Source organism: Paenibacillus sp. Soil766, from assembly GCF_001428105.1.
Lineage (GTDB): Bacteria > Bacillota > Bacilli > Paenibacillales > NBRC-103111 > Paenibacillus_E.
This window is the reverse complement of record NZ_LMSJ01000034.1, coordinates 189,940-214,454: the sequence shown is the minus strand read 5'-3', so window position 1 is coordinate 214,454 and position 24,515 is coordinate 189,940. Positions and strand designations below refer to the sequence as shown.

General features: G+C 43.8%; 26 protein-coding genes. 3 read left to right on the top strand and 23 right to left on the bottom strand.

Annotation, left to right across the window (positions count from 1 at the left end):
- Window positions 1–8 precede the first annotated feature (8 nt).
- From ASG89_RS24465 to ASG89_RS24435, 7 genes are all read right to left on the bottom strand, one after another.
- The gene (locus tag ASG89_RS24465) at window positions 9–917 is read right to left on the bottom strand and encodes a hypothetical protein (RefSeq protein WP_057313632.1); all 909 of its coding nucleotides are present in this window, start codon (window positions 915–917) and stop codon (window positions 9–11) included.
- A gap of 85 nt (window positions 918–1,002) precedes the next feature.
- Entirely contained in the window at window positions 1,003–1,230 is a 228-nt protein-coding gene (locus ASG89_RS24460; protein ID WP_057313631.1) for a Flp1 family type IVb pilin, read from the bottom strand.
- Between the two features lie 15 nt (window positions 1,231–1,245).
- The gene (locus ASG89_RS24455) at window positions 1,246–1,974 is read right to left on the bottom strand and encodes a type II secretion protein F (RefSeq protein WP_235549905.1); all 729 of its coding nucleotides are present in this window, start codon (window positions 1,972–1,974) and stop codon (window positions 1,246–1,248) included.
- 142 nt (window positions 1,975–2,116) lie between these two features.
- Window positions 2,117–2,995 (bottom strand): type II secretion system F family protein, encoded by an 879-nt coding sequence (locus ASG89_RS24450; RefSeq protein WP_157276786.1) that lies wholly within the window; start codon window positions 2,993–2,995, stop codon window positions 2,117–2,119.
- Window positions 2,992–4,251, bottom strand: a complete 1,260-nt coding sequence (locus ASG89_RS24445; protein ID WP_057313629.1) for a CpaF family protein — start codon at window positions 4,249–4,251, stop codon at window positions 2,992–2,994. Before ASG89_RS24445 ends, ASG89_RS24450 begins: the two co-directional genes overlap by 4 nt.
- Window positions 4,232–5,362 (bottom strand): AAA family ATPase, encoded by a 1,131-nt coding sequence (locus tag ASG89_RS24440; protein WP_057313628.1) that lies wholly within the window; start codon window positions 5,360–5,362, stop codon window positions 4,232–4,234. The genes ASG89_RS24445 and ASG89_RS24440 overlap by 20 nt, the downstream gene beginning before the upstream one ends.
- A gap of 258 nt (window positions 5,363–5,620) precedes the next feature.
- Window positions 5,621–6,133, bottom strand: a complete 513-nt coding sequence (locus ASG89_RS24435; protein WP_057313627.1) for an acyl-CoA thioesterase — start codon at window positions 6,131–6,133, stop codon at window positions 5,621–5,623.
- Window positions 6,134–6,266: 133 nt separating this feature from the next.
- Between ASG89_RS24435 and ASG89_RS24430 the strand changes: the two genes are divergently transcribed.
- The gene (locus ASG89_RS24430; RefSeq protein WP_057313626.1) at window positions 6,267–6,749 is read left to right on the top strand and encodes a TspO/MBR family protein; all 483 of its coding nucleotides are present in this window, start codon (window positions 6,267–6,269) and stop codon (window positions 6,747–6,749) included.
- Here the strand turns inward: ASG89_RS24430 and ASG89_RS24425 are convergent.
- From ASG89_RS24425 to ASG89_RS24385, 9 genes are all read right to left on the bottom strand, one after another.
- Complete coding sequence (locus tag ASG89_RS24425) at window positions 6,733–8,376, bottom strand: serine/threonine protein kinase (protein WP_157276785.1); 1,644 nt, start codon at window positions 8,374–8,376, stop codon at window positions 6,733–6,735. The genes ASG89_RS24430 and ASG89_RS24425 overlap by 17 nt on opposite strands.
- Before the next feature lie 87 nt (window positions 8,377–8,463).
- On the bottom strand, window positions 8,464–9,501 hold the full coding sequence (locus ASG89_RS24420; RefSeq protein ID WP_057313624.1) for an SAM-dependent methyltransferase: 1,038 nt from the start codon (window positions 9,499–9,501) through the stop codon (window positions 8,464–8,466).
- A 53-nt stretch (window positions 9,502–9,554) separates the two neighbouring features.
- Complete coding sequence (locus tag ASG89_RS24415) at window positions 9,555–10,328, bottom strand: ABC transporter ATP-binding protein (RefSeq protein WP_057313623.1); 774 nt, start codon at window positions 10,326–10,328, stop codon at window positions 9,555–9,557.
- A gap of 19 nt (window positions 10,329–10,347) precedes the next feature.
- Window positions 10,348–10,701, bottom strand: coding sequence for a cyclic-phosphate processing receiver domain-containing protein (locus ASG89_RS24410; protein ID WP_057313622.1), 354 nt, complete (start codon window positions 10,699–10,701; stop codon window positions 10,348–10,350).
- Window positions 10,679–11,539, bottom strand: coding sequence for a deoxyribonuclease IV (locus ASG89_RS24405; RefSeq protein ID WP_057313846.1), 861 nt, complete (start codon window positions 11,537–11,539; stop codon window positions 10,679–10,681). The genes ASG89_RS24410 and ASG89_RS24405 overlap by 23 nt, the downstream gene beginning before the upstream one ends.
- A gap of 15 nt (window positions 11,540–11,554) precedes the next feature.
- Window positions 11,555–12,358, bottom strand: coding sequence for an Fpg/Nei family DNA glycosylase (locus ASG89_RS24400; protein ID WP_057313621.1), 804 nt, complete (start codon window positions 12,356–12,358; stop codon window positions 11,555–11,557).
- Window positions 12,359–12,457: 99 nt separating this feature from the next.
- Window positions 12,458–13,849 (bottom strand): ribonuclease H-like domain-containing protein, encoded by a 1,392-nt coding sequence (locus ASG89_RS24395; RefSeq protein ID WP_057313620.1) that lies wholly within the window; start codon window positions 13,847–13,849, stop codon window positions 12,458–12,460.
- Window positions 13,846–16,134 carry a DEAD/DEAH box helicase gene (locus tag ASG89_RS24390; protein WP_057313619.1) on the bottom strand — a complete coding sequence of 763 codons (2,289 nt, stop codon included), beginning with the start codon at window positions 16,132–16,134 and terminating at the stop codon, window positions 13,846–13,848. Before ASG89_RS24390 ends, ASG89_RS24395 begins: the two co-directional genes overlap by 4 nt.
- A 59-nt stretch (window positions 16,135–16,193) precedes the next feature.
- On the bottom strand, window positions 16,194–16,436 hold the full coding sequence (locus tag ASG89_RS24385; protein ID WP_235549903.1) for a hypothetical protein: 243 nt from the start codon (window positions 16,434–16,436) through the stop codon (window positions 16,194–16,196).
- Between the two features lie 127 nt (window positions 16,437–16,563).
- On the opposite strand from ASG89_RS24385, the gene ASG89_RS24380 reads away from it, so the two are divergent.
- Window positions 16,564–17,169, top strand: a complete 606-nt coding sequence (locus ASG89_RS24380) for a nitroreductase family protein (RefSeq protein ID WP_057313617.1) — start codon at window positions 16,564–16,566, stop codon at window positions 17,167–17,169.
- Window positions 17,170–17,263: 94 nt separating this feature from the next.
- A complete protein-coding gene (locus ASG89_RS24375) occupies window positions 17,264–18,814 on the top strand; it encodes a hypothetical protein (RefSeq protein ID WP_057313616.1) in 1,551 nt (516 codons plus the stop codon).
- A 53-nt stretch (window positions 18,815–18,867) separates the two neighbouring features.
- On the opposite strand, the gene ASG89_RS24370 is transcribed toward ASG89_RS24375, so the two are convergent.
- Genes ASG89_RS24370 through ASG89_RS24340 form a run of 7 tightly spaced genes read right to left on the bottom strand, consistent with a single transcriptional unit; the run spans window position 18,868 to window position 24,491 of the window.
- The gene (locus ASG89_RS24370) at window positions 18,868–19,434 is read right to left on the bottom strand and encodes a type II secretion system protein J (RefSeq protein ID WP_057313615.1); all 567 of its coding nucleotides are present in this window, start codon (window positions 19,432–19,434) and stop codon (window positions 18,868–18,870) included.
- Entirely contained in the window at window positions 19,431–19,865 is a 435-nt protein-coding gene (locus tag ASG89_RS24365) for a prepilin-type N-terminal cleavage/methylation domain-containing protein (RefSeq protein WP_162259727.1), read from the bottom strand. The genes ASG89_RS24370 and ASG89_RS24365 overlap by 4 nt, the downstream gene beginning before the upstream one ends.
- Before the next feature lie 27 nt (window positions 19,866–19,892).
- Window positions 19,893–20,546 carry a copper amine oxidase N-terminal domain-containing protein gene (locus ASG89_RS24360; RefSeq protein WP_057313613.1) on the bottom strand — a complete coding sequence of 218 codons (654 nt, stop codon included), beginning with the start codon at window positions 20,544–20,546 and terminating at the stop codon, window positions 19,893–19,895.
- Between the two features lie 21 nt (window positions 20,547–20,567).
- Complete coding sequence (locus ASG89_RS24355) at window positions 20,568–21,467, bottom strand: hypothetical protein (protein ID WP_057313612.1); 900 nt, start codon at window positions 21,465–21,467, stop codon at window positions 20,568–20,570.
- A gap of 10 nt (window positions 21,468–21,477) precedes the next feature.
- On the bottom strand, window positions 21,478–22,467 hold the full coding sequence (locus tag ASG89_RS24350; RefSeq protein WP_057313611.1) for a PilN domain-containing protein: 990 nt from the start codon (window positions 22,465–22,467) through the stop codon (window positions 21,478–21,480).
- Entirely contained in the window at window positions 22,464–23,651 is a 1,188-nt protein-coding gene (pilM, locus tag ASG89_RS24345; RefSeq protein WP_057313610.1) for a type IV pilus biogenesis protein PilM, read from the bottom strand. The genes ASG89_RS24350 and pilM overlap by 4 nt, the downstream gene beginning before the upstream one ends.
- A 54-nt stretch (window positions 23,652–23,705) precedes the next feature.
- Window positions 23,706–24,491, bottom strand: coding sequence for a prepilin peptidase (locus ASG89_RS24340; protein WP_057313609.1), 786 nt, complete (start codon window positions 24,489–24,491; stop codon window positions 23,706–23,708).
- Window positions 24,492–24,515 lie beyond the last annotated feature (24 nt).

Here is a 24,515-nt window from a genome sequence, read left to right as displayed (position 1 = left end):
CCCTCTTCCTAATTATGAATAACGACTACAATCCCTTTTCGTTCGAGTTCTTTGCGAAAAGCAACTGTAGGCATCCCTTTGCCGCTGGCATCCTTCTTAAAAAAATGCCAAACGATGCCTTTCACAGTCGGATCATGCTGGAGTAATTCAACATCCTTCGGGAGCTGTTCCGTGCGAAGCTGAGCTTCCGTCATACTATAAAACGCTTGATGACCAATGCCTCTTGCATCTAAAGCATCAATTTTTCTACTTTTACCAGACGCAGTCGTACGTACAACCTCTGTCCCTCCTACAAGTGACCTCAAGTACGAAGATGCCTGACGTTCGGATTGAATTGTGACGCTAGGACCTGACAAATCGCTTTTGACCGGATCTACAAGTGCTGCTTTCGCTTTCTCGGGAGAGATCCGTCCAACTAATGTCGGCAGATAGGTACGTGTCAGATCTATGGTTCTGATCAATTCAATCGAATCAATAACATGAACGACAGCTTTACTTTCCGTTTGCTTGGCATGCATCCACCTACTAAGTATCGAAGGCATTATAAATGACTTGTTCACAATCACTTCAACTCGATGGTCTAATAAATGATTCGTATATGATGCTGTTCCAGTAACGCCTGTTGGAAGTAACACCGCGGCTTTAGCTAGTTTTTTCTCGACTAAACCCGTAGCTTGATTGGTGGGAAGTGTGACGCTAGAACCTGATCTACCATGTAACAAGCCAAATAAGTCACTTACATTGTCTTGCGTCAGACGCCAATACAAACCGTCCGTTTCCTGCGGATTATAACTTCCAGTGCTTATATCTTTATGACTGTTTGTCCAGGTAAAAGCTAACTTTTCCGCAGCTGAGCGCGCTAATTGCCCTACGTAGACATGCTGATAGGCAAACATGCCTACAAACAACAATGTCACTGTGCAAATTAAAATCACAGGAAATATAAGGGATGCTTCTAACGTAAAGGTACCCAGGTCATTGTTTATTAACTGACGAAGTCGACTACGGCGCACAACTTGTGGTCGGGCTCGGCGCACAAGGGGCAACCGCACTGTTATCCTTCAGGTCGGAGTTCGCATCACCGATCAGCTTTTGGAACCATGAGACGATCCACTTTCTGAAAATGATCGCTATCGCAACGAGCACCGCTACAATCAATAAAATTTCTAACGTTCCTAATCCATCTTCCTCTTTCCACACACGCTTTAAGGTTTCCATTATTGTTTTCATTTCAACATCCCTCTCCTATTGGTTCATCATGAGTAACGCAGGTGCTGCGACGATCACCATCACCACAACAAAAATTAACACCATCGGGAACACAAGCTTAGAAGATGCTTCCTCCCCTAATGTCCGCGATACACTCTTCCTCCGCTGCCACAGCTCCAGTGAAAGAGCATGCAGCGAAACGACAAAGTCACTGCCGCCTCGTCTATAATTAAGACCTAACGTTGAGGCAAATAAGGACACTTCATGTAACGCGCAGCGCTTACTGAAATCTTCTAATACTTTCGTAAAGGAAATATTCATCTCCAGTTCGTGCACAGCTACTAGTAACTCTTTGAAAAGCGGGGAATCCGACACATTCGGCTTTGCTTGAACACAACGTATCCAAGCACCGTTGACAGTCTCTCCAGCATTTACTAAAAGCACGATAGTGCTCAGGAATTCAGGCAGCTCAAGAATCATCCTTTGTTGTTTTTTGCGGATTTTACTGTCCAAATCACGAACCATCATCATTGGTGTCCCAATGGCTGCAACCACGCCAAAAGCAAGCAACGAACTATCTTCACCTGATAGAATGGCAAGTACGGTAACGACGAATAGGCACACCATGCTAGCGGAGATTAGTTCTGCCATAAACCATTTACTGCCTTGCGAGGTCAAGCTTCTTCCATACAAAGTCATGCATTTATGATGGATTTTTGAAGTGAAATCAGGGAACCTCTCTAGTAATTGGAGCTTATCGATCACGTAATAGCTAGATGGTAAGAGCATTTTCATCCGAAAGGGGTACGTTTGCATTTGTAACTGTCCTCCGTATTTCCTCCTTGCGATCACTTGTACTGATATACAAAACACAATCTGCGCTAAACCAAAAAGCCATATCCACATCCTACACCTTGATATTCATTATTTTATGAGTAAGTACAAAACAAGCTCCAAGCAATAATAAGCAAACAGTCATGATGAGAATCCCGCTCCCCTGATACAGCGGAACCATATAATCAGGCGAGGAAAAAGCCAATACAGCAACAATGAGGATAGGAGCAACAACAAGAACTCTCGATTCAAAACGTTTTTGAGCAACCATGACTGATATTTCCTGAGTTATTTCTAACTTCTCCGCAATGACGGTTGCTGTACGTTTCATCACCTCAACTAAATTGCCTCCCGTGCGCTTACAGGTCAGAAAAACATCGGTGAAGCTCATAACATCTTCCAAATGACTGCGATCTGCAAAATGTTTAAGTGCCGCCTCGATCGGCTCGCCGTTTTCGACCTTCCGGCAAATCAACCCGAATTCAACAACGATCAAACAAGATGGATCAGGATACAGCAGCTTCAAATCCTCCCATGCCTCTCGAAATGCTGATTCAATGGATTTCCCCACCGTCATAGAGGAAGAAAGACAGCTGAGAGCTTGCTTAAATTGTACATAAAGTATATTTTTACGTTTTCGGATTAATTGCTTTCGACGAAACCGAGGAAACAGAAAGCCCATAAACGATAAAGCGGTAGCGAGGATTACATTTTGATAGAAAACATAACCGATCATGAATGCCGGTAAACCAAGCATGAGAATGGCTGCTATTCTCTCTTTGGAGGACAGTTGATACTGGTTATAATCGATGAATAAAACCGGGGGGATAGGCGGTGACTTGTAGGTTGGCGAGCTCACGCTTCGTATTCGGGGAGATTTCCGCCTTTCTAGGTAAAGTAATAACATCCAACTCGCGCCACCAATGAAGACGAGCAGCAACCAAACACTCATCCTGTACCACCTCCTGAACTGCCGATAAACCAACTAGGCAGCTGCTTGCCTGCCATTTGCAGTTTGAACAGATTCGCAAGTGTTTGACCCGTATATTGGAGTGTTCCAAGGAGCTTCCCTTCTGCCGATTCCCCTTTCTCCTCGAAAAGAAAAAGCGGTTGCAGTTGGACTTCGCCATCTTTCAAGCCTACAACTTGATGAATCTCGGTCACTTTGCGTGATCGATCTCTCATTCGGGAAATATGTACTATGACATCAAGCGCTGAAGCGATCTGCTTACGTATGACTTCTATAGGGAGCGGAGCCGCACTGAGTACCATCGTCTCCAGTCTGCTGAGCATATCCTGAGAGGTATTCGCGTGACCAGTACTTAAGCTGCCATCATGCCCTGTATTCATTGCTGACAGCATATCTAATGCCTCAGCTCCACGCACTTCACCAACAATAATGCGATTAGGACGCATCCGCAGAGAAGATCTAATCAATTCACGCATTGTAATCGCCCCCTTCCCTTCCGTATTCGCATTTCTCGTCTCCAATCGAACTAGATTAGGCACAGTTTGGATCTGTAACTCAGCTGAATCTTCAATTGTTATGACACGTTCATGCTCAGGAATCCATGCGCTCAGCGCATTGAGAAATGTCGTTTTACCTGAGCCCGTTCCGCCGCCAACGAATATATTAAAACCCGCTTCTACCATCATCTGAAGCATTTCCGCAGCTTCTATAGAAATACTATCCATGCGAATCAAATCCGACATATCCAATGGCCTTGCAGGAAATTTACGGATCGTTAACGTTGGACCACTGAGTGAGGCAGGTGGAAGCACAATATTGACGCGAGAACCGTCTTTCAAACGTGCATCCACTATCGGTGTAGCTTGATTGACAATCCGATTCACCTTGGAAACAATCATTTGGATTAAATCTTCAAGCTTCTCTGCGCTTTCTAGTTCGAAGGGATAACGTTCCACGGCCCCCTTTCGTTCAAAGAAAATACAGCTGTGTCCATTAACCATAATCTCTGTCACAGTCGGATCGTCAATTAACGGTTGGAGAATATCTAAGCCTCGAAAACTATCGAAAATACGCTTGACACCATCATGCATGTCACTCGATGTCCAGCCATGCGCACTCGCTGCACGGAAGATGGTTTCCTCAATATGCCCCAACAATTGGGCATCACTAACTTCATGTGAGAGATCGAGATTTTCTTTAATCACCTGCTTTAATTCGTTAAACAGCCCTTGATTCAAGATAAAATGCCGCTCCTTCCTTGGAGACTCCCCCATTCTCGCTATACACAGCTTGCAGCATGACATACACCTGTTCGGAAAATATATCCGATTGCCAGACTTGATCTGCCGAACTCATCATCTTCCAATCAGGAATATAGGGAAGTTTGAACGTCACTTTTTTACCTAGAAAATCGAAAGAATTGGTTTGAGTCCCCCTGAAGCTCGTCATGACAAAATGGATTTGCGCATATGCACTCATTTGTTTTAAGAGCGATTTAGTCCTATACGCATCATTCCAATCATCTCGGATAAGCCAAATGATCGTGTCGCTGATCTCTAAGCTCTTGACGATTCTAGGATGAACAGAAGTTTCGAGATCAACGATTAAGGTATCGTAGACTGACAGATCAACAATAGACGCAATGAGTTTTTTAACCTGCTCACCGCTCATTTCTTGCATCTCCCTCATTTGCTCAAGTGGTGTCACATAATCAAACCTTCGAATGGTATCATGTGATTTTAATAGCGCCAGCTTCGGTCCAATTGACTCCGGTGACTCCTTTAAATAATAGAGGAGCTGCGATAGTCGCCCCGACTCGCCCTGCAACCACTGAGTAGCTGTACTCGTTGATTCCAGGCTCAAATACAATACTCGTTCACCACGAAATGCCAACTGTTTCGCCATATGAACGGCTGTGATCGATTTACCTGCATGGCCACTGCTGCTGTACACGGAAATCACTCTTGTGCGATTGGATTGTGTTCGACCTGAGCTGGAGGGTGATCGCTCCGTGTATAAGGCTTGGATACGTGAGACCAACTCATGCAGCGGTTGAAATCGGAATAAGAATGGATGAACCGTTTCTAGCGAATCGGAATTTCTGATATGTTGACTCAAAAATATTTTGCTTAATGAAGTACGATGGTGCTGCAATAACGGATAAAATGCATCAGATATCAATAACACACCACTAAGATTTGGTTTCTCTAATACCTGCAGCAGGAGATCAACTTGCGAGAAAAGCTTTATTTGCACACGCTCAGCGAACTCCGTCGCTCGAATGAATACAGCTAATCGCTCGGCATAAACCATGTCGTCATCTATGACATATAATTGAAGTTTCTTCAAGCCCGCATCTCCTCTCCTAAATTTTCGCTATCCAGCGACGTACACACCATTGCCAATGAGTGCACAACCCATAACCGCGACCACGATTGCGATACGCGTTATCGTTTCCGTCCTCATACTTCCCCTCCTATCCCCCTTCGGAAAAGCAAAAAAGCACGCGCTGACGATAGAGATGATTCCTCTACAATCAGCGGTGCTTCCGCTTGTCCGATTTTCAATTATCCAAATTGTACCACAATATCCTAATAAATCAATCCCTTATTCCCAAGGATATTTCATCGTGAAAAAGCTAGCGAGCTTCTTACTTTCTACGCGGCGAATACGTCTCATCTCAGCACGCTGAGGGGCAGATTCGTGGAGTTTCTTCTCTTCTTCCGTTTCGGGAACGACATCTGGTACTTCAACGGGCACCTTATTTTCATCTAATGCTACAAAAGTTAGGAAAGAAGTTGCCGCAATTTTTCTAGCGCCTGATTTCAAATCCTCGGTAACAACTTTAACAAACACTTCCATCGAGCTTTTGCCTGTCCAGGTCACGAAAGACTCTAAACAAACGGAATCTGATGTATGAATCGGCGACAAAAAGTCAACAGAATCCGTCGAGGCCGTCACAACAGACCTCCGGCAATGCTTATGTGCCGCAATGGAAGCAATGTCATCAATATAGGACATCAATTTTCCGCCAAAAAGCGTATTATGGTTGTTGACATCAGTAGGAAAAATACGTGATGTTTTGAAACATCTAGATTCTCTGGAAAATCTCTGCTCCATACCTGTTTCCCCCTCTTTATCTCGAGCAAAATATGACTCATCATATCATACTTTTGGCCAAATTTGGTTATAACTTATCGCACGCGTGTAATATAATAATACAAGCTCATTCGTCAATAGGAGGTGTTTGGATGTGTTCACATTTATTATCGTGTTCTTAATTACCTATGCGCTATTTTCGATTTCAGGCGTACTGTTCCCAACAGATCTGACTTACTATGCCAATCTGAAGAAACCAAGTTGGAATCCACCAGCCAAGTTATTCGGTATTGCATGGGCGATCTTATATGCGCTAATATCTGCATCTGTCGCCATTGTCTACACGAAAACCGATGGATTTCAAGAAGCGGCGAGCAGTTATGTTTTGATACTATTGGTAAATTACATAGCTAACCAAGCCTTCACCTTTTTCGAATTCAAATTAAAAAACCTACGTCTTGCTTTCCTTGACTCCGCGATTGTAGCTATCACCACATTCTTGTTAATCTACGCAACAATTCCTTATTCCAAGCTAGCTGCTTGGCTATTAGTTCCTTATTTATTATGGTCTTGTTTCGCTACCTTACTAGCATGGACCATTTATCAGTTAAATAACAACACTAACCGCGTTTATTGAAACGGGAAAATATCGATTTTCTGGGTTGCAGAGCGAATTGATTGAGGCTTTCGTAAGGGAGAATCTCGCTGAGGAAGGGTTTCAATGCATCGAATAAAATGTTCAAATGTTGCGGCTGATCTTGAATGCAATCCCCTTTCCACATAGCTTGAATCACTTCAGATCTCGCAATTAGGGGCATGGTACATAAGGGGTTAGACGGCAGTGAGTTCTGCCAATCCATTCGAACATGCGGAGGCAGCACACCATTCGCAATGTAATGCACTTTTTTTCCACGCTGCTGGTAGGATGCAAATTGCTCTATCCGCTTTCGCGAGCTGGGTCGATCACATTTGCCAGGTAAGCTATCCACAAGGACGATAATTTCATCTGCACTATAACAAAGTTCCTGTACCGCAGGATGCTCCCACTGAGTCGATACATCCCACAGGATGATCGGCTTCTTGAGCATGTGCAGAAGTTTAAAAGCATGAGAAACCTGCCATGTACCTTGAAAACCATCAGGATTAATAGGGGCCCAAGTGGTAAACCCATTAATCCATGGTGTTGTAAACGTGGAAGTTGGATCACATATGTGATCGGAAGGAAACATGTACGGGCTTGGTGCATGACGATCACCATACAGGAGCATATATAAATCAGGTTCTATCGTCGGCTGTTCAACAAGGGCGTTTGGGATTTGGAGTGCATGCAATATTCTGGCAAGTGTAATTGCAGTGAATGTCGCGCCAACACCAGCGAATAACCCGCCAATGACGATTAATTTATCGGTCGTATTTGATTGATGTAAGGGCGCTTCGAGATGTGATTCAGTAATAAGCAGATCGGCATCGGGGGTTAAGGAACGAAGTCTTAGCTTCACTTCCATTGCGGTTTGACAGCGGTTCTGAGGTTGATCTTGCAGGAGAAAATGTATTGTTGTGCGCAAGGTTTCAGGGATGTCATCCTGTCGAAGCTCCAGCGGCTTGGCCTTGCTATAGACATAGTGACCACCTGAAAGTAAGTAATATAGCATGGAGCCAAGTGTGTACAAGTCTGTTCGAGCATCTGTTTGCAAACCTAGATATTGCTCTGGCGCTGCGAACCCGATCGTCCCCATCTGCATCGTATCAGACGTTTGTCCTTGTTTAAATTGTCTAGCTACTCCGAAATCAATTAACCGAACTTGATTATGTTGGTTAATCATGACGTTGGAAGGCTTGAGATCACGGTATATAATGGGTCGAGGCTGAAACGTGTGTAAGTAGTGGAAAATATCAAGTAACTGAAAAGCAATATGAATGATAAGCTTTATCGGTAGTTCACGTTGATTCTTTTCGAATAAATCCTGTAAGGTTGGACCCTCAATATAATCCATGACCAGATAACCATTTCCACCTGCAGTAATAAAATAATCCACTAACTGTGGGAGCTGCGCATGTCCTAGCTTGGCCAACATTTCGGCTTCCTCCAAGAAAGCAGTTTCATCAGTACCCACACATGCTACCTCTTTGACTGCCCAACGCTTGCCCTTTAACTTGTTATCTTTAGCCAGATATACCTGACTCATGCCACCTTGTCCGAGTAAGGACACGAGCTCGTATCTCCCTCCTACAAGTGACCCTTTCCACTGTGGTCTAGACTTCACAATGACTAAAAACCCCCTCTTATATCCAAGTCATAATGCTTGATTATAAGGGAGGGCTATTGGAAAATCTAGCTATTTTTCCGATTTTTATATTTTTTGCAAATAAAGTGTCAATTCTTCCCGATTATGAAACAATTGCTTCGCCTTCAAGAGAAATAGCGAATCTTCAAAAATTCGCAAAATATCACGGACAGTTTGAAACGGTTTCTTATGCATAAGCTTTACGGTAACGATCGCCGTTCCGCCACTCTGCAATGAGAAAAGCAAATCCGACACTAGTCGTCCCATCTGCCGCGGATCCCAGCTCATGTCGCAGACTAGTAAATCAAACTCATTTTCACGCAGCTTCACATCATTAGCATTTTTCTTTAGGAAGGTAAGCAATGGATTGCCAAGTAGACGTGGGTTCATCGCTGCCGGGTCAATCGCTGTAACCTTCAATCCGCGTTCTAGGAGTAAAGACGTCCAGCCGCCAGGAGCGGCCCCAATATCAATCGCTTTACGAGCACTACTAAAATCTATCCCGAACCGTTGCTCCGCTTCCAAAAGCTTAAATTTGGCACGTGAAATTTGATCCTCTTCTTTCATGAATCGGATCGCACCACCTGACCAATCTGATAAGTTATCACTCGGCTTTGAAATGCCGACATAGATCTTTTTGGCGCTTATGTACACCGAAATAATATGGTCTGCATAACGGACAACCGGTTCGCCACCACATTCCGAAGTGAGGATTTCGTCTATAGCAGCTTTGATAGCAAAAGGTGCATAAGGAACATCTGCACGCTCTTCCTTCCGAATCTGGGTAGCAATTTTCTCTCCGTAACCAAATAAACCAGCAGCATAGGCTTCACGAAGCCACGTAGTCAAATGAGCGATATCAGCATCCGTTCGGCAAATCTCCCATTCCTGATGAACAGGTTGAACATGTCGTAGAAAGATGGGTTCATTCTCCTGCATGGTTGAAATCACATCTGTCGTATCTTCAGGTACCTGGAAATAAAACACTTCTGTTGGTACCAGTAAAGTAAATTTCGTGAGTGGAAATAACTTACGCAGTTCATCTTGCGCATATTGTGCGAACCCATGATTCGAGGTTCCAATATAGGTCGTTAATTGTGTCATAGCCGCATCCTTTTAGTAATCTACAGTCATTATCGCTAACTTAATTAATAAGCCTATTTGTCCTCAATAACCTTGATCCAAGGACGATCTTGGAACCATTCCAAGGCAACATGAATGCCGAAGGCCTTATGAATATTCTCAGGTGTCAATACATCTTCCTTGCGTCCAGAGGCAATTAGTTCACCTTGCTCGATTATCGCAACATGCGTAAATAAAGGCATGATTTCTTCGATATGATGGGTGACATATACAACCGTTACATCTTGTTTACTAAGCTCATTGACGTCAGATAAGAACCGCTCACGCTCAAACAAATCCAACCCCGCAGCTGGCTCATCCATAACGAGGATCGCTGGCTTACTCATCAAAGATCTTGCAAGCATGACCTTCTTACGTTCCCCTTGTGAAAGGCTTCCCAGAGGCTGGTCTGCCAGATGTGGAATACGTACACGAGTAAGCATCTCCAGGGCACGATCTTTCACTTCCTGTGGAATTTCTTGATAGAATCGCAGATAAGCGTACTCACCTGTTGCAACGACCTCAAGCACAGGATCAATCAAGCTTAATTTTTCGAATAGAGATTGCGAAATGTAGCCAATCTTCTTGCGAACTTCCCGTACATCACATTGACCATATCGGTTTCCGAGCACATCGACTGTGCCAAGGCTAGGAAATTCATAGCCATTCATCATTTCAAGCAGCGTTGTTTTGCCAGAGCCATTTCGGCCCAGCAATACCCAGTGTTCACCGGATTCGATATGTACATTCACATCGTTTAAAATATGGCGTTCTCCACGTATAAAATGAATACCGGATAAATGGATCATAAGTTCGTTTCCTTTCACATTACGGTTTACTTGGATAGGTTCCTAGTGCAACCCCCATCAATACTTCATCTGGCATACGATGAGCATAAAGCTCCATTTGATCTGGCTTGGCAGCATATAGCATCTGGTACATCTGTGTGCATGCAGAAGAACTAGAGGTATGAATATAAATCGTTCTTGGAAATTTACGCTGCTGAATCAACCAAATGACAACATCCATGCCCGTTTGCTTCGACATCCAACCCAAATCATGATCCAGAGACAAGAGGTCTACTTCACATTCCTGAAGCAATTCTATGCATTCTGTCGCATCTTTGGCTCCAACAAATCCTTGGGGACAAGGACGCGAATCATCTAAGTATACATGAATCATCCTCACATTTCCTTTCCAATAACGAATTTACGAACACAATCTCTTCCCGATGCGTACCATCACGCCCCGTGCCTGTTTCAAGAACAATTGGAATGTCTCGTAAAAAAGGGGATTGCAATAGGCTTTGAAAATTCGAAATACCAATATGACCCGATCCGATGTTGGCGTGCCGATCACGGCGCGATCCCCATGGATACACCGAATCATTCAGATGAATAGCTTTCAGATGAGGCAAATAATCTAGCTGAACTCCCTTCGACTCCAACTCCGCCCAATCCGTTCCTTGCCAAAGTCGACTAGCATAAGCATGACAAGTGTCTAGGCAAAAGCCAATTTTCTCAGGTGAATCGCATAGCTTCCGAACTTGCACCATTTCTTCAAGGGTCAGACCTAATTGGGAACCTTCTCCCGCTTGATTCTCAAGCAAAATGAAAGAAGCTCCCGTGTAACCCTCCGTAGCCCTATTCAAACATTGTATTATATTTTTGTAGCCTTGTAACGGGTCTTTTCCTGCATATTTCCCATAATGCACCACAAGTCCAACAGAACCACAAGCATTTGTAATATCTAGGCCATTTTTCAGCAAGTTAACCATGATCTCACGCTCAGACTCATCTGCTGCGGGATTTAATGCATAAGGCGCATGCCCGATGGAGAGAATGCCATGTTCTACACATAATTGAGCACATGCGTTCGCGTCTTTGTGTTCGACAACTTTCGTAGCCAAACTGCGCGGATTCATCGGAAAATATTGAAAAGCCTTTGCACCAATTGAGAAGGCGGTTTTGGCTGCATTCAAATAACCACCTCGTGTTCTTACATGGGCTCCGATAAACACATTCAATCCGACCTTTCACTTCTGGCAATGGGCACAATAAAAGCATTTACGACTTGAGACTTCGGTTTGAATGATAGAACTCCCACATCGCAAACAAGGCTCCTCCCTGCAATCATAGACACGACATTGTGAATTATATTGTCCAGTTAAACGATCTCCCACGAATAATGGTTCTTCCATATAGCCGCCGACCCCAATCGCTTCACGAAGTAAAACCTGCATGGCTTGATAGAGCTGAAGTTGCTCATTTTCGGAAAGAGATGGCACTTTTCGCAAAGGGAGTAAGCTCGCTTCAAAGCAAATTTCATCCGAGTAACAATTCCCTATTCCTGAAAGAAAGGATTGATCAACAAACGTCACTTTAAGGTTACCCCGTTTAGGTCGCAGTGCGTTGCGAAATTGTACAAAGTTAAGTTCTAGCGGTTCTGGTCCAAGCTTTTGTAGCAGCTTATGTGTTACCTCAGAAGTATGCAAATGTAAGAAACCTAATCGCAAACCAATAAAGAACAGACTGTTTATACCAAAATGAAGCTCTATTTGAATCGTTCGATCTGGTTTCTCTTCTTGGGTACCAAAGAATATCCAACCGCCAAGCATGAGATGTAGCAACAGGATTTCACCCGTAGCCAAATGAAACAGCAGGTGTTTGGCTCTGCGCTCAATCCGCACAATTCGATTGCCGATAAGTTTCCCAGCAAATTCTTCAGGTTCTACATTCAAGGATTTCGGGCGTGACACATCGACTCCCGTAATCGGTATTCCTATGATCAATCGCGTCAACTGCTGACGGTAGGTTTCCATTTCCGGAAGCTCAGGCACGAGAATCACTCCTTGCCATTTTTATAACTTGTATAACCAATTGGCGGTTTGCGTAAACGCGTACCCTTCGCTGAATGGATGAGATGTGATTCCTACTCTTTAGATTAATCCTTCGCTGACGTAAGTGGGCTTCGGAGTCTTTTTGTTTCTTTTCGGTATTCCCATTTTATCCGAAGATGGGGGATACGAATCTGCTTGCGTTCGTAAACTCATCTCTTTCTTCCGCATTTTCTGCTGCAAACGTGCAAGCCGTTTCTCCCAAGCCTCTTCAATCTCGTTAATTTTCCGATCACCTCGATGAAGCGCACGTCGCCGCCATAGTCTCGCCCATGCTTCCTCTGTATAAAAGACAGCTTGAGCCAAGTCCTTCTCACGGTGTTCATAATACATCGCAAGTTCTAAATAAGGCTCTAGCTGCAACGAAATACTTGCAGGTTTAAGTAAAATTGCCTGCTTCCATAGCTCGATCGCACGATGATATTGGCCAATTTTCTTATAATAGGTTGCTAGTTGTAGCAATACCGTTTCTTGTTCAGCCGACTGGGCAGCAGCAGAATTGATGTTCAAGAGTTTATTGAATAAGACATTAAAATAGCGCTCTGCCTTGGATGGCCTTGCCATTTTGTCGAGCCAAAGTCCTGTGCGAAAGAGCTCTTCTGGATCGAGATTGGAAATGAGATCGGGATCATTCGCATCGGGACGCAGCAAATTGCCAAAATGGACCGTCAACGCGGCCAATGTTACGATATCGTGCTCATTATGAATAAATACACCTTGAAGGACTCCAGGATCCTTCTCAGCCAAATATTGAAAGTACAACGCAGGCGCCATCGACCCTGGCACGTCATCTATGCGTTCAAAGCCTAATCTGCTTTCCTCTACCTTACTCAACCGGCAGGAGGGCAGCGTATTGCGCCACAGACTTCTTGAAGCATAGAGTAGATCGAGTTGAAGCAGCTCCGAGTCATCTAGCTTAAGACGATTCAGGACGAAGCGATTCTTGAGAATCGGCCAATCGAACGTTCGGCCGTTATAGGAGACGATATGTGTGTATCGTCCTAACAGTTCTTGTAAATACACCAGCATCGCATGCTCTTCTGCTGGGTTGCGTATCATGAGCTGTTCGACCGTGAACAGCTCACCCGTGTAGTAGCCGATGCCGACCATGAACGGCACATTACCAGCGCCGACGCCGAGTCCGGTAGTCTCAGTATCGAAGAAGAGCAGCTCTTCGAGCCGGACGACGGCGTCCCGGTCGTGAAAGCAGGACAGCTGCGGCGCAACATCGGCGAGCTCACGCAGCCGATATATGCCGTGAGCGCTGTCCGCGCCGTACTGGCGGCGCCGCATGATGAACGAGCCCGCGGGGCTCGTCGCAATATGGGCGCCGAGCTGCGCCCACTCGCCCCCTGCCTCCGGCGGGGGCGGCGGTGTTACCCCAGCCGCCGCGGGTCCCCGCAGGCGGCCGAGCCTTTCGCGGAGCCCGCTCATCGGGCACCGCCATCGAGCTCTGCGAGCAGCTCCAGCGCGAGCTTCTTGCCCAGCAGGCCGACCTCTTCGATCGGCCCGACACAGGCCGGGCAGCCGCTGATGCAGCCGCAGCTCTTGATCAGGCTGCGCGCCTGATCCATCAGCTGTCCGTGGACCTCGTACAGCCGATCGCTAAGACCCACGCCGCCTGGGTAGCGGTCGTAGAAGAACACCGTCGGCAGCTTGCTGTGCACGGCCTTCACTTGCGGAACGACCCGAATATCCATCGGGTCGCACATCAAATACAGGGGCGCTAGATGCGCCAGGACGTTGGCAATGCCAAGCAGCGCATGCTGCATGTCATTGGCCGAGCGTCCTGCCGCCATCGCCTCGTCGAAAGTAAACCAATAGGAGCTCGTATGCAGCTCCTCTTCTGGCAATCGAATCGGCCCCGAGCCGATATTCTCGTGAGTACGCAGACGGATTTTCTTGAAAATCGTTGGCTGCGCATTCACAGTAACTTCGCCAAGTTGACGCAAGAGACCGCCAACGCGCCCTTCCCGATTCACATGCAAGACTTTAAGCTGTACAGCCATACTTGCATCCGTGAAGTAATCCACACTCACTTGCCTCACGAACGCTTTCTTCTCTTCATAATCCAACTTTTCTACTTGGAATTGTATGCCTTCATGAATATAAATAGCCTCTTCATGAATTAAGGTTGGCGCACTAAAACGATCACATTCCCCTATCACGCGATGGCCATTCGTCATATCGATAATGATGAAATTCTCTTGCGCCGCAGAGCGCAATGAAATGTTGTGCGCAGGGAACGATTGCTCCATCCAATACCAACGGTCATTGACTTGGTGCAGTACCTGCTCCTCCGTCAAATATTCAAGAACATCGGTGAGCGATTCCTCACCGAACTTCTCATTCGCTTCGAACGGCAGCTCATAGGCCGCACACTTCACATGATCCACGAGGATAATCAGGTTATCGGGATGAATGCGCGCCTGCTCCGGCGGACGCTCGAAGAAATAGCGCGGATTCTGGATCAAATATTGATCCAGCGGGTTACTGCTCGCGACGAGTATCGTCAGCGAGGTTTCCTGCCGCCGTCCGGCACGCCCGGACTGCTGCCAAGTGCTGGCTATCGTGCCAGGATAGCCATTGAGCACGCATGCTTGCAGCTGGCCAATATCGATGCCCAGCTCCAGCGCATTCGTGCTCACAACGCCGCGGATTTCCCCGCTGCGTAAGCCTCTCTCGATCTCCCTGCGAAGCTTAGGGAGATAACCGCCGCGATAGCCGCGAATCGACTTGCTGCCGAGCTCGTGACTCACGAGCTCTTGCAAATAGGTCAGCAAGATCTCCACGCGTACGCGGCTCCGTGCAAAAACAATCGTCTGGATCCCGCTCCGCAGCAGCTTGCCTGCCAGCGTACGAGTTTCCAAGACGGAGCTTTTACGTATCCCTAACTGTTGATTCACAACAGGCGGGTTATAAAATACAAAGTGCTTCTCGCCTGCTGGCGCACCATTATTAGCAATCAAAGCTACGGTTTCACCGATCAGACGCTCAGCATGCTCCTTCGGATTATCAATCGTAGCCGAAGCGCATATAAATTGCGGATTAGAACCATAAAAACGACATATCCGTTTCAGCCTGCGAATGACATTCGCTACATGACTGCCGAATACCCCCCGATAGGAATGCACTTCATCAATCACAATGTAGTTCAAATTCTCGAACAGTTTCACCCATTTGGTGTGATGCGGAAGTATCGCGGAATGAAGCATATCTGGGTTCGTAACAACAATATGCCCCGCATTTCGGATCGCTTGCCGAACTGTAGGCGGTGTATCACCGTCATACGTATGCGTTTTAATATCCACATCCATAAATTCAATCATTTCTTGCAGTTCTGCAACCTGATCTTGTGCCAGCGCTTTAGTAGGAAATAAATATAGTGCTCGTGAAGCGTCGTTCTCCAAAATCTTCTGAAGGACAGGCAAATTGTAACAAAGCGTCTTACCAGATGCCGTAGGCGTAACCGTGACAACATGATTACCTGCCGTCACTTGGCGAAACGATTCCGCCTGGTGTGTGTATAATTGCGCGATGTTTTTATGTTGAAGCGCAACACAAATACCCTCATGCAATCCTTCTGGAAATTCAGCCAGTTTCGGATCTCGTGGGGGTATCGTGTGCCAATATGTGACTTGTTGCATGATTTCAGGCGAGTTACGCAACCCTTCAATCATCTCTATCATTGAAGAAACCTTACCTGTGAAAGGATTCATAAACCGAATCTCCTTACCCATTTCGTTTCTTCCATTTTACAGAATATACGTTCGTATGTCTACATTAAATCAGATGAATCATCATAATCGTATCGTAGGCCATCATGTTCACTAGTGATCTGAGCTGAGACCATCAGCGCTTGGTTAGCACTCTCTTGCATTTTGAACAAAACTTCTTGATAGTCTCTAGAACGGTGCTCTTCTCGATCATGTTTCATGGCAGTTCTTAATGCTCTTTCAATAATAATGACATCATGACTCGTGAAATTCACGGCTTCTCGCACCTCTTCTTGGTCCATCATGTTCATAACAACTAGCTTTGCCAATTTGAGCCAATGACATACAAGTTATTAAAAAATAGAGAAATTCGTAAACCAACTAATAATAAGGTAAAATTAGGATGAGCTACATTATAAGGAGGAATAACTAATGTCCACTTCATTACCCAATGAAATTGAAGATCACCGCCAGCCTGATCATGAAATTAATCCACAGTTTCTAGAACGGTGGTCACCTCGTTCCTTCTCGAATCAAGAAGTATCGGAAGATGTATTGTTAAGCTTGTTTGAAGCAGCGCGTTGGGCACCCTCTGGAAGTAATAACCAGCCTTGGCGTTTCATCGTTGCCCGTACACCTGAACAATTGGCTAAATTCCATACGTTTATTAATCCCTTTAACCTTGTATGGTGTGAGAAAGCCCCTGTACTCACGCTCGTTATCTCTCATACCAAAAGCCCAAGAGGAACGGACAATCCAAGCCATGCCTTCGATGCCGGTACAGCTTGGGGATACTTAGCGCTTGAAGCGAATAATCAAGGGCTAATTACGCACGCAATGGGCGGATTCGAACGTGAACAAGCACGTGAAGCACTTCAAATTCCTGCGGATTATGAACTTCATGCTGTTATTGCCATTGGCTACCGCGGTCCTATTGATGCCCTCCCTGCCAATCTGCAAGAACGTGAAGTACCATCTGGCAGACTGCCGATAAATGAAACCATATTCGCAGGTGAATTTGGTAAAAACTTGTCATAGTAAATTGGGTTGGTATCGTGCAATAGCACTATGCCAACCTTTTTTTATTCGATATAATAGGAGGTATGTCAATCATAACAAAGGAGAGTTCATCATGAAACTTCTCATTCCTCTCCGAAGCGAAAGAGGAAATGTGCTTACCTATGTGCTTCTAATACTCCTTGTCCTGATGATCGTAACTCCGGTTATCCTTGCCAATTCTTCAACGAATCAACTTGCGAATAGCCAAACTGAATACGAGAAAAAGGCTACCGATCTAGCCGTTAGTGGCATGGAAGCATTTATTACCTATCTGAAGAATTATGATATCTATGGAAACGGAATGAACCGAAGAACTTATTTTAATAAGTACGGCGGTGGTTCGGGAGCGAAGGGATTAGGCTGGGAAACTCAGACAATAACAACTCCTGAAGGTGTTGAAACAAACTATGAGCAGTATGTAGAAGTGGCATCCACCAACACGAGAATCGGCATCCCCATTTCTACTGATGATGTATATAATGTTTATTTCAAAGCTACCGTCAATAACGTACATAGCAAATTAATCAAATTTCAAATATCTGCGTTTAATGCGATCGTAGTACCGACGCCGAGCCCTTCTCCATCAGCAAGTCCAACACCAAGCCCTACTCCGAATTCATCGACTCACATTGAATCAGGTCAAACCGTGCCGATTCCGGCAGGAGTTGGTGTTTTGTATGGAGACAGCTCGAATGTAACCGCCGGCAAAAACACCACACTGTTGCCAGCAATAACTAACTACATGTCAGATATCAAATCTAGTGTCTCATCTGCCATTGACGACTATTTAAATGTGACAAAGACACCTGGTTTAATAACTTGCAGTACATCTTGCAGCATTAGTCAAGTGCAATCGAACATTAATGCAAGCACAACCAATCCTGTTGTTATCTACGTGCCTGGTACATTAAGTATCTCTAGTAATGAAACTCTTGGTTCAAGTACAAAGCCAGTCATTCTGATCGCGGATAATTATTCGTTTAATAATGCTAATATAGTTATATATGGAAATCTAATTGCAAACAAAACTACAGCCAATTCAACAACCACTGGAAATATCACAGGGAGCAATCAACTTGATATAACCATTAATAACGGTAATGGCGGTACGCACGGAAACTTTTGGATCGAAGGTAACTTTGTTACAGGTACGCAAACTACACTTAAAATTGCAAATAACATCTACGCTGGAGGTCTAACGCTTAGCAATGGAGGAACTGTCTCCGCAAAACAAATGACAATCGATACGACATTTAGAATTGAAACCCAAACCACCTTAAATATTTCTAATGGCAATCTATCTTCTGGAAATATTTACGTTAAAAATAATGCGGAGTTAACCGTTTCTTCTGGCGATATATTTGTTTCAGGAGATTTCACCTCAGGGACTCAAATTAATCTTAAGACTGGCGGCCTCATTGCAGTTGCAGGGGAAATTGACTTTAAGAACAATAGCACAATTAGAACCGGAACGTCCGATCCACCTGTAACTTCCTTACAATTAAGCGGCACCTCGTCCGCTACACCTACGCCATCGGCAAGTTCATCCGCGACACCGACGCCAACGGCAACTTCGACAATAACACCAACACCTCCACCCGATTGGAACCCTGTAAGAAAATAAAAAATAAGCCAGAAATGCTAAGAGTGAGTATCCCTTGGCATTTTTGGCTTTTCTTAATATTGAAGCAGTTTATATCCTGTTTCCCTCTTAACGGTGTAATTCTCATGTCCTCCGAATAACTTTGAACGCTGAAATGTAAAGCTCACAACAATCCTGAAACCAGTTCCCCCATCCAAATTTCTTCCAGTCAGCGGAGTAGTTCCTACCGTAGGCAAGTACTGCACCCCTGTAACATGAGAGGATAGTTCTCTTTTATACAAATAAATTCCAGGTGTCGCTATAGTAACATTGTCTTGAATGTTCGCTGTTTTAAATACATACATCGATAACGTTGTCGCAACACCATCATAGTACAGTGATTTCACTTCTTTAGAACCAGATGCATAAGTCACATAACGAAGCTCATTCGTCGTCACATAAGCTTGATTCGAATCACTGATCTCTTTCGAGATCGAGTCCATCGTTCTACGAATCTCAGCATCAGCATTGTATTTCTCTCCACTAGATTTGGATTGTAGGCTTGTCGATGAAAGTAACATAAGGACTACTCCGAACAATACAGTACTTATGGTCAACGTCGCTAACACTTCAATTAAGGTGAGACCTCGTTGATTCTTCAATTCGTCGCCCCCCAATAAACCGTTACCGTCATAATTCGAGGAACTAGCTTGGCAGGAGTTGTACTGATATCTCGGAATAATATGATACTTTGAAGGGATACTAATTTCCGGTTCGTAAACGCCGCTGTTGAGAACGTTTGATTTTGAATGCCGGATTGTTGAACATAAAGACCATATGGTGAACCTGGATTTACTGCGGGGTTGTTAAGATCAGCCCAATTTTGTAAAACGGGTATAGCAGCTGTGTAAGTGCTCCTATATTCGTTTAACTTTTGCTCCGCTAGTTGTAAAGCATTCACGCGCAAATCATCATTTTTGTTTGACATAATGGAAAAGGATGAAATATTAAGAAACATTAAGATTACAAGACTTAAAATAACGGTCGCAGCCAGTACTTCCAGCAGTGTAAGTCCTCTTTCATTTCTTAGCATTTGCATCCCTTCTCTCTTCAATCTTCTTCAATTGGAATTCGTCTTATCAATGAGTTTATACTGATAGTTATCTGATAATTTCGTTGTTAAATCCTTATTCAATAAATCAGCATTTTTACTATATATCGTCCATGCCAGCATATAATCATCCATGTTCTTATTCTCCCAGCCACTTTGCAATAAGATGATAGCAGCTCTCATTTTGTCGATGGTTTGGGACATTGTGAGATCATCTATATCTTTGGCAACTTTGCTTATCTCCGCATAGCGCTCAACGATACTTTTGAGATCGTCAAATTCTATGTTTTTAAACATAGGTATTAAATCTTTAGTAATTTGATTATTTCGAATAGCTATATATTGATACATTTTTTTTTGCGAAGCTGTAAAGAGTACATTTGTATTATCATTGATAAAATCAATTGCTACTTCCTGAGTATCACTATCCCAGCCAACCTGTGCGCCTAACATTTCAGATAAACTGCGTAATGGCACGTACACTGATCCCTCATACAAGATCGAGTCTTTATTCAGGGTGTTTTGTTGGCCGTTTATCGTTACATGTATTCTTTGAAAAAACACCTCAATGTTTCGGAATTGATCCTCCGCCCATGCTGATCCGTTCATCGTGAATAGCCCAATTAGGCCAATTGAAAGAATCAGTTTGTACTTCCTCATCATTCAGTTATCCCCTTTTTAGCATTAGTTAGCTGCCTTAGATGTTTGCAATTGCTGCAGCTGCTTGAAATACTCTTCATCCGATTGGACCGGATTCTTTCGCTGACTCGGTTCTTTGAGCGGTATAGGAGGCAGCTCTTTCAATTTCCCTGCAAAAGATGGCGCATAATAAAAAGAACATACCAACGTGACTTGAAGATTTGACTCCTGCTCTACAGACTTATCTGTTGGTGAACTGTTCCCTATTGGAAGAACATTCGATGTGTCGGTTACATCTGTTTTACTGCTCTTTACTGCTGATGTTTGCCAGTTCCAGTTTTGAATTTCTATAAAGCGCTCACTATGTTGAACCTTGTTTATAAAATCAATAATTTGTGGATACGTACCCGATGCTTGTATCGTAAAGGTTTCTTCCATGATGACCGCTTGCGTCTGGTTCCGCTCTTTGGAACTTGTTGTTGGGCTTGCTGAAGGTGCCGCTTGTTGAGCGCCATTCGAATTTGTCGTATATCCTTGAGTAATATTCGCTTGCCCATTCGCATTTATTAAACTACCAGCAGAACTGCCCACTTGCCCTTGATCACCAAAGTTGATGGATAGAATCGTTAACCCGGCTTGCTGCTCAAACTCTCTAATACCAAGCAGTAAACGCGGTAGCTCTTCTTTCGTAGGAACTTGATACAGCGCTTGTTGAATCTCAGTTTCTTCCACTTTTTTGGGAATAGCACTCTGTTGAATTCGTTTTTTTTCGAGCTCCACCTTACTTAATAGTGTTTGAAGTGTTACATGCTGTTTCGAAGGCGGAAGCACATTTTTTACCAAGATAGTTCCGCAGAACAAGCACCCCATACTAATTACGAGAAACAATATGGTTGCCGGGGATCTCAATCGACCTATGAGTTGATGCCATTGTTCTTTATTCATAAGTCCCCCCCTAGTTGCTATCCACAGAATTCTTCAATGCGATTTCAATTACTACTTCATATACGTTAAATTTTTGGACAGAAGCAGCTGCTGGATTTGAATTTTCAACTGATGGTGAATTGGCTCCAGTTTCTGAGGATGTAGCTGACTTCTTTTTCATGTCCTCAAGCGTTTTACGCGCATCTTCATAATCCGCGTCGGTCAAGGCTGAGGTTTCATCCTGGTCATACTGGTCATCCTGTAATTTCGTTCCAAAGTTCTTGTCTGGCAGTTTTAATCCGAACTCTTGTTTTGCAATCTGCTGATTGATCGTCCATTTGAGTTCATTTAGGAGATTGTCTCCTTCGTTTTTACTATCAGTAAGTGTGTCTTCAAAGATTTTATTAATATTATCTTCTGTATTTACTGTTGTAGATTGCGTATTCGTACCATTTGAACCTGGTAAGCTTGCAATCGGTGTACTAAACGTTTTTTCCGTCTTAATGGCTGACATAATCGAAACGGAATCGAATAATGATGAGCTTTGCAGAAGTAAGATGTAGTCAGCAACAGATGTTAAAGCTCCGAACTCAAGCTTCAAATTTACAATGACCGGTTCAGTTTGGGGTACAGCAGGATTTGCACCATTATTATCTTCTTTCTTCTCCTCATTGGCCATCTCAGCAGACAAAATTCGCCCAGTCGACGGAAGCTTAGATGAGATTGTCTCCAAAACTGGTATCCAATCGATTCGTTTCTTTTTTAATTTATCAATTTCGGCTTGTAGGTTCTGATAATTGAATGTTTGTTCATCCAATTGCCGCTGCTTGGTTAAAGCTTGAATCGAAGCATTCGTTAAAGCAATTTGATTTTCAACGTTTTGCATGTTGTTTTTAAAGTAGTGACCAACATACAGGAATGCTGATGAAAGGAGTAGAAAAAATATAACTGATGACACTAGTAGGGGCAAAAAAATCCGTTTAGCTCTGGGTACCTTAGGCAGTAGGTTAATGTTTTTCATGAGTCTGCCCCCCTTAGAGCTAGACCCAACGTAACAGCATACATTGAAAAGTCTTTGAGCGCCGAATTTTGTCCAAACGTATTGGTAGGTTGAAACATTTGTACCGGAATCGGCAGCCGCTCGGTCAAGAACGTTACGATTTCAGACATTCTTTTCAAATCACCTGAGATAACCACACCGGCAAATTCTTGATTCCGATTATTTAGCGTATAACGATAAAAGTTCATCAACCTTTCAAGCTCATGTGCCAAATCATTACAATGACTTCGGAAATCAGCATCGCCGTCCATAAACTCTGAGAAGAGATGATCTGCACTTGCTTTCACATCTATATTTCCCTGCGACTTTGCTGCGAAGATGAGCGGAATACTACGTGTAATCTTGAGCTCCTCACCATGAAAAATACTAAGATCGCCAGCAGTCTCGTTCAAATCAACAATCATGAAGGTGTCCTGTAACTTGGTCAAGGATGTGCTTTGCTGCAAACGCAATAAAGAAAGTGCTTTAATCTCAATACTCGTTAGCTTAATCCCTGCTGAATCCAGAACTTCAAGATATTGATCCATTATTTCTTTTGGAGCAGCAACCAGCATAACATCACATTGCATGGCTATAGCTTCTTTGGATTCTTCCTCCTGAAAATCCTCAAATAGCCCTTTACCTCTACCTAAATCCTCTTTACCAGCAGCAGCCTCCAAGAAATAGTCTTTCTCAGCAGGTGTTTCAGATTCCTTTTTCGCCTTTTTTACTGTTTTTCTTTTTTTATGAGCTGTCCCATTCATCTTCACAAAATCATACAGTGGATTCTCAAAAGGTAAATGAATATTGTGTTTAATCTCAAAATCGACAAGCTTAGCCATATCCTTTTCGGGGATATCCGGCAGCTTTAAAAATCTTACCATCACGAGTTGGCTAGGAAATACTAGATGTATATGTTTTGGTTTCGAATCTAATCGCGCCATCATGGTTTGCAAAGTTTGTATCAAGCGAAGCGGTTCTTTAATTCGTCCTTCTTCCATTACATGAGGTGGAAGCTCCTCTGTTAAATTCATTTGAATCAACGGTTCATTCTTATTTCTCAGCAACACTTTGCTCATTTTTATAGTCGAATCAGAAATTTCAATTCCCAAAGAGGTTTGTCCTGGTTTCAAGGCTTTAATAAAATCGAACGATGATGTAAGCATGTCCAGTCTCACTCCTTTGCTGAATTTCTGAGAAGTTTGCAACGTTAAGTTCTATTATTTGAAATGAATGAAGCTTAAGTACCAGTTAATCACGGACTCTCCCCAAAAGTAACTAAAGAAGGCTCCTGCAGCAATAAATGGACCAAATGGAATTCCTTGATCTTCCCGTGACGATTTCACGCGTATTTGTACAAGACCATAAATAGTTCCAAACAAACTAGCAACAAATAGTGTAAATAAGGTTAATTTAATACCGACAATGAGCCCGATAAAAGCCAATAATTTGATATCGCCGCCGCCCATACCTTCTTTTTTCATGATTAACACTGACGCAAGAGCAACCAGGTAGAGAACACCTCCACCAACGATAAACGCTACTGAGTAGTTCCATAAAGGTAAAGGGTGTATCCATATTCGAAGTAGGAAAGCAACTATCATGCCCGAGAATACAACTTTATCAGGGATGATCCTATATCTACTGTCTGCGATTGAACAAATCATTAAGATAGATACAAATACAAGTCCGACTATCAGTTCTAAAGAAGGCCCGATCAGCCATGTTGTTACTGCAAAGGCAACTGCTGTCACGAGTTCACCAATGGGATAAATCGGAGAAATCTTAGCTCGGCAATACCTGCAAGCTCCACGTAATCCTAGATAGCTAAGCACAGGAATCAGGTCTAGTGGTTTAAGTTCATGATTGCAGTGAACACAATGTGAAGGGGGATAGGCGATGGATTCCTTTTTGACGACTCTTATGCCTACGACATTAAAAAAGCTGCCAAATACAAGTCCGAACAGACCAGCCGTGATTGCGTATAAGAGAGTTAATGTGTCCATAGTCGCTCCATTCGGGAAAGATTG